The sequence below is a fragment of the Rhodococcus sp. MS16 genome (assembly GCF_013277795.1).
GTDB classification, from domain to species: domain Bacteria; phylum Actinomycetota; class Actinomycetes; order Mycobacteriales; family Mycobacteriaceae; genus Rhodococcus_F; species Rhodococcus_F globerula.
Genome location: NZ_VBTM01000003.1, coordinates 898,542 through 910,711, shown reverse-complemented (window position 1 = coordinate 910,711; position 12,170 = coordinate 898,542). Strand labels below are relative to the sequence as shown.

The following is a 12,170-nucleotide window of genomic DNA, read 5'->3' as shown; positions in this document are numbered from 1 at the left end:
GGGTGTGAAAGGGCTTGGCTCGGTAGATGATTAATCGTGGGATTCGGTTCGGTTCAGTTGCGGCCACCGTGGTGGGACTGGTTCTGACGTTGGCGGGTGCCGGCGCCGCACACGCGTCGGTTCCCGTGGACTCCGGAGAGAACGCAGGCATCAAGTACACCGCTCTCGGAGACTCCCGGGCGTCGGGACCACGCTTGGAACCGATGTACCCCGACGGGTGCTCGCGGTCGTACGAGAACTTTGCGGGCAAAGTATCGCGCGAACTCGGAACCTCGGAGTTCGCGGACGTGTCATGCAGTGCTGCTCGTAGCGAGAACATCATCTCCACACCCCAACTGATTCCGACGCAGTGGCCGGTCCAATTGGATGCAGTACACCCGGACACAAATCTGATCACCCTCTCGGTCGGGGGCAACGACTCGAACACCCTGATCGTGGGGGCACTGTGTGCTGCTCCCGCACCGGGCGTCGATCGCGGATGTCGCAACGATCCGCTCACCGAGTCCCTTGCGCAGTCCGGCATCGATCAGGCTGCCGATTCGCTCGACAAGACTCTGGCTGCGCTGACGCAGCGGGCTCCGCAGGCGCGGATCTACATGGTCGGAGCAGGCGGGATGATCGGTGCCAGGGCGTGCTGGCCCAATGTTCCGTTCTCGGACGGTGACGCGGCGTGGTTCATGAACTACTACGCGCGTTTCAACACACAATTTGCCGCGATCGCCGGCCGGTACGGCGTTCACGTCATCGACATCGCCACGGACGCGGTAGCGGGTGGACACGACGCCTGTGCTGCGCCGGAACAGCGGTGGTTCGAGGGCATGTTCTCGGAGTCGACGGCGCAGCGTTTGCATTTCACAGCGAGCGGAATGACCGAAGTTGCAGGCCGAATTGTGGCAGATCTGCGAGCGAACCCCATCGGCGTGGCATAGTTCTCGGCTGTGACTGTGGAGTTCGTTCCTGGACAGAATGCGCCGCTGCAAACATCCGTCGTGACGTTTCGTGCGTCCAGCCAGACGCCGTTCGACGTGTCTGCGATGGTGACGGATACGCGCCTGCAGGCCCTGTCGTCCGACGCTTTTGTCTTCTACAACCAGCCGTCGACGGCCGGCGTGCAGCTGACAGGCGACGTCGTCCGGGTCGATCTCGATCGTCTTCACCCCGATGCGGCAGCGGTGCTGTGCATCGTGAGCGTCGATCCGAGTGCCGCCGCAGCCGGGGCCTTTCGGGTTGCCGGTTTGTCTGCGCGGCTGAGCGATGAATCCGGTTCGGTACTCGGCGAATTCGACATTCCCACCGCAGGTTCGGAGACCGCAGTCATCTGCTGGGAGTTGTACCGGCGAAACGGCGCGTGGAAGGTTCGAGCAGTCGGACAAGGCTATGCGGGCGGTTTGGCCGAACTCATCGGCGTTCACGGAGTCGAGGTAGACGACGCGCCGGCAAACGCGGGAAGCCCTACTGCGCCGGTGCGCGACGATCAGGTTGTGGAGCCCGTCGAAGAGGGCCGCGCACTCGAACGTATGTGGATGATCTTCGAAGACGCATCGAGGTCGGCGGCGTCGCTGATATCGAGCAGCGAATACGCGATGACGAGGTTGGACGAGGAACTGTCGGTAGCGGTAGCTGACGCGAGCACCCGCAACTCGCCGGCCGGTATTGCCGCCCGTGAAGCTGCGCAGAAGCGTCACGACGAACTGGTGGCGACAGCCCGCGAGAGCCATACGCGAGATTCCGCGCAATTGGCCCATGAGCTGACCGTCGTGGATTCGGTGATTCCGCGGGCGATGGCGTCGTGGGAATCACCGGTATGGGCGGCGGGTTCGGCGAGGGAATCTCTGACGTCGAGTGATGGTGTGCGACTTGGCATGTTGTCCGCACCCGACCGAAGTTCGCTGAGCGTGCCCTACTGCATGCCGCTCCCACTGCCACGGCCGATCTGGGTGGACAGCACCTCCGGGGCAGCGGCGGTCGCTGTGGTCAGTGCGTTGACGCTGCGAATCATGGCTGCCGGGCCGATGCCATTGCTTGACGTCGTCGATCTGACCGGGTCGTACACGTTGCTGACGGATCGTTTGTCCGCGCAGTTGGCCGGGCCGGTAATTCGCACGCATCAGGAGATTTCTGCGCGGTTGACGGAGTTGGCCCAAGCTGTGGATTTGGCGGGGCTGGCAAGAAACAGCGGCCAGGAGTTCGCGATGTCTCACGACGCCGGCCCGAGCACTCCACGACTACTGATACTCGGCGACTTCCCGCATGGGTATTCGGCGCAGGACGCCGAGGCGATCATGTTTCTCGCCGAGCACGGACCGATGATCGGATTGTCGATACTGCTTGTCGGAGATGACGAGTCGAGCTCGACCGAGGAGAGCATCGTGGCCTTGGCACATGGGTGCCGCCACGTTCCGGCGGCCGGTGAGATCGACGTCCACGATCCGTGGACGGGCTCGCACTGGGTCTTGGTCCCGGACACCCTCAATCCGGCCACGCAACCGCAACTCTTTGCCGCGTTCGACAAACTCTGACTCGATCAGAGTTCGTCGAGCGTAATAATCCCGTCCTGCAATGCACGTGCAAGCAGGCTCATCTTCGTGGGGGCTCGCCGACCGACGGCCGCGTATTTCCCTCGAATTCGCATCAGATGTGTGTTGATTGTCCCGATCGAGATGAGCAGCTGCGCGGACACGACGGTCTTACTGTCGGATTTGAGCCAGTGCCGGAGCACTTCGATTTCGCGGCTGGAGAGACCGGGATCGCGTGGCGGCGCAGCGGGTTGTTCGGGCGACCCGGTCACGGAAGTGCTCCTCGATCTTGACTGATTGCAGGGCCGCAAGCATATAAGAACCTACCGGAAGGTTTTAATTGCAGGGGTGGATGGCAAAATTCGGGGCTCCCAGGCAAAGTGGTTGGTACGACTACGCGCGGTGCGTGGCGGCTCTACCCGAGGAGACTCATGGCATTCTGGGATCAGCTGAAGGCTAAGGCTCAGGAAATGAACAGCCAGCTCAAGACCAAGACGAGCCAGTTCCAGAACAAGGAGTTCAAGAACGCAAGTATGGCGATGTGCGCGTTGATCGCGGCCGCAGACGGCTCGATCGACCCGGCGGAGCGTCAGAAGACGTCGGCATTGATCATGAGCAACGAGTCGCTGGCGGTCTTCCCGCCGGCAGAGTTGAGTCAGCAGTTCGATTGGTACTGCAGCAAGCTGACGTCGGACTTCGAGTTCGGAAAGCTAGAGGCAACCGCGGCAATTTCCAAGCTCAAGTCCAAGCAGGATCAGGCTCGCGCGGTCATTCAGATCGGCATCATCATCGGCGGCGCCGACGGCAACTTCGATCAGCATGAGCGCGCAGTAGTGCGGGACATGTGTTTTGCGGTCGGAATTGCTCCCTCGGAATTCGATCTCTGATAGTTCTCTTGCAGAAAGCGGGTGCGGTGCCACTGGCACCGCACCCGCTTTTGTCTCGTCAGTACTCCGGGTAACCGTCCTCGGGGCCGAGCATGCGCTCGATCCGGGTACATGTGATCTTTGCCAACTCGTCGACGCAGATCTTGCGTTCCACGGATGCCGGATTAGTCAGGCGGACGCGGATGTTCTCGAGGAGATCCTGGGCATCGTGCCCGTGTGAGCACCAGATGTATCGGAACCCGAAGGTCGACTCGTATTCCTCACCGGCTCGGCGGATGGTGGCCATCAGTGATTCGTCGGAATCCCAGATCGCGCATTGTTCGAGGTGGGATGGCACACTTTGGGCGCGGACGCCGACGGGCGGATGGCAGTGCAGGGCATTTTCGACATCTGTGTCGGACAGGTTGAGCAGTGCGTTCTCCGCTCGGGCCAGGATCTCCGCGTAACTGGCAAACGGGCGACCGTCGCTGACCCATCCAGCCCACGTCATCGAGCAACAGCATTCGTACAGCGCATGGATTGCCTTCGGGCGGGGCAGTTCGTTGAAGCGTTCCAACCCGATCGACTGATGTAGCAGCATGTGCCCTCCCGGTCGGTTCCTGAGGCAGTGTTGGGCGTCCTGCCACGGGTTAGCCAGATGTGCGATCACCATCGATGATCCGACGTTTACCTGCGAATGGGAAGGTTTGCCAGCTCGAATTTTCAGGTTCTTAACACGTGGGAAATCCGTTCAACCGACGTGAACATGGGGCCGGCGGGAGCGTCGACGTTCGGCGCGGCGCAGTACTTCGCGGGTTACCGGAGCGGTTTCGCCTTCGCCGATGAACAGGAAACGAAGCAGGTTGGTCAGAGGATTTCCCTCGGACCATTCGAAGTAGACATCCGGGATCACGCCAGTGAGATCGCGAGCCTTCAGGAGAACGGCTGCGATGGTGTTCGGCACTGCCGGACTGTCCACTCGCAGGACGCGGTGTCTGCCGCGGCGTCGGCCGTGGACAACAAGATCGGTGCTGAAATCGGAGGAGTCGGTGACATTGACTTCCATGAAGATGATCGATTCCCCTCGGGGGATGTTGCTGTGCACTCGTTGCTGGAGTTCCTTGACTCGGTACTCCTTTTCGCTGAGGTGGGCGGCGTCGTGCGCGACAATTGCGAGATAGCCCCGGTGCGTGGCTTCGTTGATGAATTGCACAGCGGTGTCGTCGAATTCGACGGATTTAGCGCGCAGCTCGAACGCGCGTGTCACCCTCGACAGGAGGGATACGACCATGATCGCAGCGATGAAGAACGATGCAACTTTCACCCCGTCCGGTCGTTCGATGATATTGGCGATGGTTGTGTAGACAAAGAGAGCTGCAACAAAACTGAAGGCTACGAACAGTTTTCGATTTCCACGTCTGCGCACGGACAGGGTGACTGCCACCGCCGCGGAGGAGATGAGAACCAACACGCCGGTTGCGTACGCGGAACTCTGGGCGTCGACGCTTGCATCGAAGTAGAACGTCACGGTGATCGCGATGACGCTGAACACGAGCACGAGTGGGCGGACCGCGCGAGCCCACGACGGGGCCATTCCGTACCGGGGGAGATATCGGGGAACAAGATTGAGGAGACCGGCCATCGCGGAAGCGCCGGCAAACCACAGGATGAGGATCGTGCTGAGGTCGTAGGCGGTGCCGAATATCTGCCCGAGATAGTCGTGAGCAAGAAACGCCAAGGCACGCCCATTTGCAGCGCCACCCGGCTGAAACTCGTTCTCCGGGATGAGAATTGTTGTCACCAGGCTCGACGTCAGCAAGAACCCACTCATGATCAAGGCGGCCGCGGTGAGTAGATGTTTAGTGCCGCGGATACGGCCCTCCGGTTGCGCTTCGGTGTCGCGTGGCCCGCCTTCGATCTGCGGCATCACGGCAACACCGGTCTCGAAACCCGAAAGGCCCAGAGCAAGTTTCGGGAATACGATCAGAGCGATCAGGATCATCATCGCGGGATTGCCGTGTTCCGTCGACATGGCTCGGGTCCAATCGGTGACCAATGCGGGAGCGCTCACGATGTGCCACAGGCTCACGCCGATCACCACGAGATTCAGCGTCAGGTACACCGCGACGAGTCCGACCGCGATGCCGATGGCCTCGGTGAAACCGCGAAGGAACACCGCTGACAGCAGTGCCAGGAGAACCAGCGTGATGACAACGGTCTGTCCGGAGAGAAATGTTGGCGCAAAAGGATTTTCGACGAGGTGGGCGGTTGCATCCGCAGCCGAGAGCGTCATCGTGATCATGAAGTCCGTTGCGGCAAATCCCAGTAACACCAAGACGAATATCTTGCCGCGCCACTTCGGAAGCAGTCGTTCGAGCATGGCAATCGAACCTTCGCCGTGCGGACTCTCCCGTGCCACGCGTCGGTAGACGGGTAGTGCGCCGAACAGGGTGAGAAGGATGAGCACAACCGTGGCCAACGGGGCCAAGGTGCCGGCTGCGAGGGCGGCGATCCCAGGTTGGTACCCGAGCGTGGAGAAGTAATCGACCCCGGTCAGGCACATGACTTTCCACCACGGGTGGCGATGTTCCTGCTTTGACGTGATGCGGTGTGGACCCAGGTGTCCGCCGGGTTCTTCGGTGATGTCTGCGAGCATCCACGACCTCAGCCGACGTCTAGGAGTGTCCGGTTCGGCGGTCGTCGCCATAGTGATCGCTCCTCGTGCGCAGGCTCGATCAACCGGGTACCCGTTTTCCGGTTCTCAGCATTTCCGGTTCTCAGCGGATTCGCAGGAATCTCGAGCTGAATTCTTCGGGAAGCGGGTCTACATTGAAGTAGTCGAACTTCGCCGCAGGCTTGACTTTTGGAACCTGCGACGAGAATGCGGAGTCGAGAGGATCGCGTAATGGCTACTACTGTGGAGACCAGGAATCCGAGAAGTTCGAGCGTGCGGACCGTCCCGCTGGCTCAGTACATCGAAGAGCACCCGACGGTGCGGGTTTTTCCTCCGACGAGCGAACGCGCCGCGCGGATCGCGATGCAGACGATGTGGGCGCTGATTGCCGTGTCGCTTGTGATCTTGGTGCTGGATGAGGCCGGGCTCTTCGGCTGATCGCAACTCGAGGTTACTCTTGAGTAATGAGCGAACAGAAGAGCTGGAATGCGTTCACCGTAGAGCGCGAAGACCACATTGCCCAGGTCACGTTGATCGGCCCGGGCAAGGGCAACGCGATGGGCCCGGATTTCTGGAGTGAACTTCCCGAGATCTTTGCGGACCTCGACGCCGATCCCGATGTGCGCGCTGTCGTCATCGCCGGTTCCGGCAAGCACTTCTCGTTCGGTCTTGATCTGCCGGCGATGAGCGGTGAATTCGGTGCTGTCCTCGCGGACAAGGCTCAGGCCGGTCCGCGAACCAAGTTCCACGACATGATCAAGCGCATGCAGTCCGGCATCAATGCAGTCGCGGATTGCCGCAAGCCGGTGATTGCCGCAGTTCAGGGTTGGTGCATCGGCGGCGGCGTCGACCTCATCACGGCAGCAGACATTCGCTACGCAAGCGCCGACGCCAAGTTCAGCATCCGTGAGGTCAAGGTCGCCATCGTTGCGGACATGGGCAGCCTCGCCCGTCTGCCCGCGATCATCGGCGACGGACACCTGCGCGAACTCGCGTTGACCGGCAAGGACATCGACGCTGCGCGCGCCGAGAAGATCGGCCTCGTCAACGACGTGTTCGACGACGCAGACGCCGTGCTTGCCGCAGCCCGCGCAACTGCCCAGGAAATTGCGCTCAACCCGCCGCTCGTCGTCCACGGCATCAAGGACGTGCTCGATCACTCGCGCAGCGCGAGCGTCGACGACAGCCTGCGCTACGTCGCAGCCTGGAACGCGGCGTTCCTGCCGTCGCAGGATCTGACGGAAGCCATCACCTCGGTCTTCCAGAAGCGCCCTCCGGTCTTCACCGGGGAGTAGGTCAACGGGGAGTAGGCAAACGAAAATCCCCGCGCACCGGAAGGTGTGCGGGGATTTTTTGTGCGCAGATCTTTCAGTGACCGCCGTTGGCAGCGAGACGTTTGATCGAAGCCTCGACCTCGGCCTCTGCCTCGGCGCGGCCGACCCAGTTTGCAGCCTCGACGTGCTTGTTCGGCTCCAAGTCCTTGTAGTGGACGAAGAAGTGCTTGATCGCGTCAAGCTCGAACTGCGAAATGTCGCTGAGGTCCTGGATGTGATCCCAACGCGGATCACCTGCAGGAACGCACAGGACCTTGTCGTCTCCGCCGGCTTCGTCGACCATTTTGAACATGGCAACGGGACGAGCTTCGACGATTACGCCGGGGTACACCGACTCGGGCAGCAGAACCATGGCGTCCAGAGGATCGCCGTCCTCGCCGAGGGTGTTCTCGATGTATCCGTAGTCAGCCGGGTAGCCGAAGGCGGTGTAGAGGTAACGGTCCAGCTTGACGCGGCCGGTCACGTGGTCGACCTCGTACTTGTTGCGCTGACCCTTGGGGATCTCGATGGTGACGTCGAACTCCACGCCGATTCCTCGCTGTCGTGTCGGTAATGATTCGTCCGGAAGGATATCGGGTCAAGGATAAGGTTGGCTGACCACCCAGCAGGGCGAGCACAGACGGAGGGGCGTTGGCGGGCCAGGGAAAGAAAAAGATCGGCTCGTTGGAAGAGCGCAAACGACGCACAGTGCGCATTCTGCTGGCGGTGTGTGTGGTCGCGGTAGTCGCGATCGCGGCAGTGTTGGTTGTCGCACTGGGAACTTCCGAAGAACCCACGCAGAACGCGATTGTCACGACATCGCCACAACCGAGCCCGGTGACGCCGTCGCCGCAGGTAGTTCCTGTTCCGGCAGACGCGCCGATACCGTCGGAGGCTGGAATTGCCGCGGCCATCGGACCGGCTGTCGCGAACCCCGACCTGGGGAAATTCACCGGCGTTGTCGCTGATGCGCTCACCGGGCAGGTTCTGTGGAGCGCCGACCCGTCGACGCCCATGACACCGGCATCCACCACCAAAGTGCTGACGGCAGCTGCTGCGCTGCTGGCATTGCCGCTCGATCATCGACTGTCGACGACAGTGGTCCAGGGTGCTGCGCCGGGGCAGTTGGTGCTGGTCGGTGGCGGTGACCCGACATTGACCGCAACGCCGAAGGGGCAGAGCGGGTACTACGCAAACGCTGCGCATATTGCCGATCTTGTCGATCAGATCAAAGCGTCGGGAACGCCGGTGGACAGCATCGTCGTCGACAGCGGTCTGTTCAAAGGTGACACCATGGCGCAGGGATGGTTCCCGGCCGATATCGCTGCGGGATACATCACACCCATCGAATCGGTGATGATCGAGGGCGGTCGATTCGACGGCTCCATGGACGAATCACCGCGTTCGGAAACTCCCGCATTGGACGCGGGGAAGGTTCTGGCACAGGCACTGGGCGTCGACGCGGCCAAAGTCTCGGCAGGAACTGCGCCCGCCGGCGCCAAGGCGATCGCGAGCGTGCAGTCCGCACCGCTCAGTGACCGTCTGATCCAGATGATGGAACATTCCGACAACGTGCTCGCCGAGACCATCGGGCGCGAGGTGGCGATTGCGTCAGGCACCGAAGCGTCGTTCGCTGGGGCAGTGGAGGGAACCGCCAAGACTCTGCGCGCCGCCGGCTTCGATTACACCGGTGTGACGCTGTTCGACTCGAGTGGACTCTCCGTCGACGATCTCATTCCCGCGGAGGTTCTCGATCGAGTGATGACCGCCGCAGCGGGAGACGGCGACCCGAAGCTGCGGCCGTTGCTCGACTATCTGCCTGTTGCCGGTGGAACCGGCAGCTTGTCCGACCGATACGCGTCGGGCAATCGGACCGGCGCAGGCTGGGTGCGTGCCAAGACGGGAACTCTGTCGACGGCTAGTGCGTTGTCAGGTTTTGTGGTGGATCAAAACGGGCGAGTGCTCACCTTTGCGCTCATGTCCAACGATCGGCCACCGGAAGTCAGCCGTCCGGCTTTGGACGCCATCGCCGGAGCATTGAGGAATTGCGGGTGCCAATAGTGGCAGCAGAGAACGACTCGACAACTCTGGGTGGAGCGGTCGACTGGAGTCTCGCGACCAAAGCCGGCATCAAATTGGCGCGCGGTGGTCCGGCCATGTCGCGCTACACCGCCGAAACCGCCACCGCAGAGCTGGCTGACGCGTCGAAGCGTGCCGAACTGCCGGTGCGCGATGTCACCGGTCTGGCCGACGGCCTGCCCGTCCCGGCAGCGGAGGTTCTCGACCGCGCCGGCTGGATCACTGCGGCGTCGCGGTCGATGGCCCATCTCACCGGCGCCGATCCGGACGGCAACGGAAATCTGCTGGTCGGCAAACCCGCGGGTTTGCAGGCAGGTGCGATGCTCGCCTACCTGTCGTCGGCGATTCTCGGGCAGTACGACCCCTTCACCGGCGAAAACGGCACGCTGCTTCTGGTCACGCCGAACATCGTGTCCGTCGAGCGTTCGCTCCGACTCAACCCGAGTGATTTCCGGCTATGGGTCTGCCTCCACGAAGTGACGCATCGCGTGCAATTCTCGTCGTCACCGTGGTTGGCGGATTACATGAAGGAATCCGTCGAAACATTGAGCGCGAGCGTCGACGAGTCGATGACGGATGTCGTTGGTCGTCTCACCGCCGAACTGCGGTCCAGGAAGAACCCTGCAGCCGACGGTGACGACGCCACCCCCGGCGGAATCATCGGGCTGCTGCGTGCGTCGCAGGCGGAGCCGCAACGCGAAGCACTTGATCGCATGCTGGTTCTCGGCACTCTGCTCGAAGGTCACGCCGACCACGTGATGGATGCAGTCGGGCCTGCCGTTGTGCCGTCCGTCGCCACGATTCGCGCCGCCTTCGACAAGCGCCGGCAACGCAAGTCCAATCCGGTCCAGCGCATCATCAAGATGCTGCTCGGCATGGACGCCAAGATGGCGCAGTACGTCCGAGGCAAGGCGTTTGTCGACGCCGTGGTTCTCAAAGTCGGGATGGAGCAGTTCAACACCATCTGGACCGGCCCGGAAACACTGCCGTTGCTCGACGAGATCGACCATCCCGACGCGTGGGTGACACGCGTTCTCGGTTAGACGGTGCTGCCTGAAACTGCGTCACTGCTGGAAATGCGGCTGGCGCTGCGGGGGTGGCTGCGTCGCTACCACTCCCACGGCCGGGTGTGTGTGGCGCTGTCCGGTGGTGCTGATTCCTTGGCGCTCACTGCCGCTGCGGTGGCCGAAGCGGAGTCGGTGGACGCGCTGATCGTCGACCATCGTCTGCAGGAGGGCTCGGACGTCGTCGCTCGCGCCGCCGCTGATCAGGCACTGGCTCTGGGAGTTCGCTCGGCGCGGGTACTCACTGTCGACGTCCACGGTAACGGCAGCCTGGAGGCCGCCGCCCGCGATGCGCGCTACGAGGCACTGGACGGCAGTCGGGGAGATGCACCGGTTCTGCTCGGACACACCCTCGACGACCAGGCCGAAACGGTTCTTCTCGGACTCGCCCGCGGATCCGGTGGTCGATCCATTCAGGGAATGCAGGCCTTCGACGATCCGTGGGGTCGGCCGCTGCTCGGCGTGCGACGCGGCGTGACCCGAGCCGCCTGTGAGGACCTGTCGATCACGCCGTGGGAGGACCCGCACAACACCGACGACGAGTTCACGAGGGTTCGATTGCGGCACGAGGCCTTGCCGCTACTCGAGGAAATTCTTGCGGGCGGAGTTGCCGAAGCACTGGCCCGCACTGCCACACAACTACGTGAGGACGGGCAGGTTCTCGACGCGCTTGCCGGCGCCGTACTGCTTCGCGTTGTTGTCGACGGGGAAGTGGAAGTGGACACACTTGCCGAATCGGCCGGCGCGATCCGACGGCGCGTTCTTCGGAGCTGGCTTCTGGGCAGTGGTGCAAAAGCGTTGACGGACAAGCAGTTACGAGCCATCGATGCCTTGATTGCCGATTGGCGGGGGCAAGGTGGTGTCGCGATCGGTGGCGGAACCCCGGAGTCGAGGTTGGTGGTGGTTCGTCGACGTGGCAGGCTGACCGTCGGATTCGAAGACCGACGAAGGGTTTGACGCGTGTACGAGGGTGACATCGCATCGGTACTGATTACCGAGGAACAGATTCGTCAGCGAACGGCCGAACTCGCGGAGGAGATCGCGGCGCGTTACCCCGTCGGTGCACCCGAGGGTGACCTGCTTCTGATCGGTGTTCTCAAAGGCGCAGTCTTCTTCATGACGGACTTTGCCCGGGCTCTCCCGATTCCGTCTCAGATGGAGTTCATGGCCGTCAGCTCTTACGGGTCCTCGACCTCGTCTTCGGGCGTCGTCCGCATTCTCAAGGACCTCGACAAGGACATCGCCGGCCGCCACGTGCTGATCGTCGAGGACATCATCGACTCCGGTCTCACGCTTTCCTGGTTGATGCGCAACCTCAAGACCCGGAACCCCGCGTCGCTCGAGGTCGTCACGCTGCTCCGCAAGCCCGACGCCGTGAAGATCGACGTCGACGTTCGTGACGTGGGCTTCGACATTCCCAACGAATTTGTCGTCGGTTACGGACTCGACTACGCCGAGCGTTACCGCGATCTGCCGTACATCGGATTGCTGGATCCCGAGGTCTACGGCGGCTGAACTCGCTGCCTCGCGTGAGGTAGGAGTGTGTGTTCGGTCGCTGAGCACGACTTTGGAGTGTGTGTTCGGACGCTGAGCACGACTTTGGAGTGCGTGTTCGCTTACAGGGAACTATGCGCTGTGGTTGCTCGGGAACCTCGTGG

The 12,170-nt window shown here is 62.1% G+C and carries 12 protein-coding genes and 1 pseudogene; 9 read left to right on the top strand and 4 right to left on the bottom strand.

What is annotated here, in order from left to right; translation table 11 throughout:
* The first annotated feature begins 26 nt into the window (after positions 1 to 26).
* Both FEZ60_RS09295 and FEZ60_RS09290 read left to right on the top strand, forming a co-directional pair.
* Positions 27 to 929, top strand: coding sequence for an SGNH/GDSL hydrolase family protein (locus FEZ60_RS09295; protein ID WP_172935950.1), 903 nt, complete (start codon positions 27 to 29; stop codon positions 927 to 929).
* A gap of 9 nt (positions 930 to 938) precedes the next feature.
* Positions 939 to 2,519: a TerD family protein gene (locus tag FEZ60_RS09290; RefSeq protein WP_346343339.1), complete on the top strand. Its 1,581-nt coding sequence runs from the start codon at positions 939 to 941 to the stop codon at positions 2,517 to 2,519.
* Positions 2,520 to 2,524: 5 nt separating this feature from the next.
* Here the strand turns inward: FEZ60_RS09290 and FEZ60_RS09285 are convergent.
* Positions 2,525 to 2,746: pseudogene (locus FEZ60_RS09285) on the bottom strand (LuxR C-terminal-related transcriptional regulator); the annotation flags it as partial.
* A gap of 201 nt (positions 2,747 to 2,947) precedes the next feature.
* Here FEZ60_RS09285 and FEZ60_RS09280 point away from each other — a divergent pair.
* Positions 2,948 to 3,403, top strand: coding sequence for a TerB family tellurite resistance protein (locus FEZ60_RS09280; RefSeq protein WP_033236309.1), 456 nt, complete (start codon positions 2,948 to 2,950; stop codon positions 3,401 to 3,403).
* A gap of 58 nt (positions 3,404 to 3,461) precedes the next feature.
* Here the strand turns inward: FEZ60_RS09280 and FEZ60_RS09275 are convergent, their stop codons facing one another.
* Both FEZ60_RS09275 and FEZ60_RS09270 read right to left on the bottom strand, forming a co-directional pair.
* Entirely contained in the window at positions 3,462 to 3,983 is a 522-nt protein-coding gene (locus tag FEZ60_RS09275) for a 2-oxo-4-hydroxy-4-carboxy-5-ureidoimidazoline decarboxylase (RefSeq protein ID WP_172935949.1), read from the bottom strand.
* A 150-nt stretch (positions 3,984 to 4,133) separates the two neighbouring features.
* On the bottom strand, positions 4,134 to 6,089 hold the full coding sequence (locus FEZ60_RS09270) for an amino acid permease (RefSeq protein WP_172935948.1): 1,956 nt from the start codon (positions 6,087 to 6,089) through the stop codon (positions 4,134 to 4,136).
* Between the two features lie 198 nt (positions 6,090 to 6,287).
* Here FEZ60_RS09270 and FEZ60_RS09265 point away from each other — a divergent pair, with 198 nt between their 5' ends.
* Together FEZ60_RS09265 and FEZ60_RS09260 are read left to right on the top strand one after the other, a co-directional pair.
* Positions 6,288 to 6,494: a hypothetical protein gene (locus FEZ60_RS09265; RefSeq protein WP_092806021.1), complete on the top strand. Its 207-nt coding sequence runs from the start codon at positions 6,288 to 6,290 to the stop codon at positions 6,492 to 6,494.
* Positions 6,495 to 6,520: 26 nt separating this feature from the next.
* Entirely contained in the window at positions 6,521 to 7,351 is an 831-nt protein-coding gene (locus FEZ60_RS09260) for a crotonase/enoyl-CoA hydratase family protein (protein ID WP_095888142.1), read from the top strand.
* Between the two features lie 73 nt (positions 7,352 to 7,424).
* Here the strand turns inward: FEZ60_RS09260 and FEZ60_RS09255 are convergent, their stop codons facing one another.
* A complete protein-coding gene (locus tag FEZ60_RS09255) occupies positions 7,425 to 7,916 on the bottom strand; it encodes an inorganic diphosphatase (RefSeq protein ID WP_033236312.1) in 492 nt (163 codons plus the stop codon).
* A 104-nt stretch (positions 7,917 to 8,020) separates the two neighbouring features.
* Here FEZ60_RS09255 and dacB point away from each other — a divergent pair, with 104 nt between their 5' ends.
* The 4 genes from dacB to hpt are packed head-to-tail and all read left to right on the top strand — an operon-like array spanning position 8,021 to position 12,027.
* Positions 8,021 to 9,430, top strand: a complete 1,410-nt coding sequence (dacB, locus tag FEZ60_RS09250) for a D-alanyl-D-alanine carboxypeptidase/D-alanyl-D-alanine-endopeptidase (protein WP_045068291.1) — start codon at positions 8,021 to 8,023, stop codon at positions 9,428 to 9,430.
* Positions 9,430 to 10,491: a zinc-dependent metalloprotease gene (locus tag FEZ60_RS09245; RefSeq protein WP_045068293.1), complete on the top strand. Its 1,062-nt coding sequence runs from the start codon at positions 9,430 to 9,432 to the stop codon at positions 10,489 to 10,491. The genes dacB and FEZ60_RS09245 overlap by 1 nt, the downstream gene beginning before the upstream one ends.
* Before the next feature lie 33 nt (positions 10,492 to 10,524).
* Entirely contained in the window at positions 10,525 to 11,469 is a 945-nt protein-coding gene (gene tilS, locus FEZ60_RS09240) for a tRNA lysidine(34) synthetase TilS (RefSeq protein WP_172936000.1), read from the top strand.
* 3 nt (positions 11,470 to 11,472) lie between these two features.
* A complete protein-coding gene (hpt, locus tag FEZ60_RS09235) occupies positions 11,473 to 12,027 on the top strand; it encodes a hypoxanthine phosphoribosyltransferase (protein WP_033236316.1) in 555 nt (184 codons plus the stop codon).
* Positions 12,028 to 12,170: the final 143 nt, after the last annotated feature.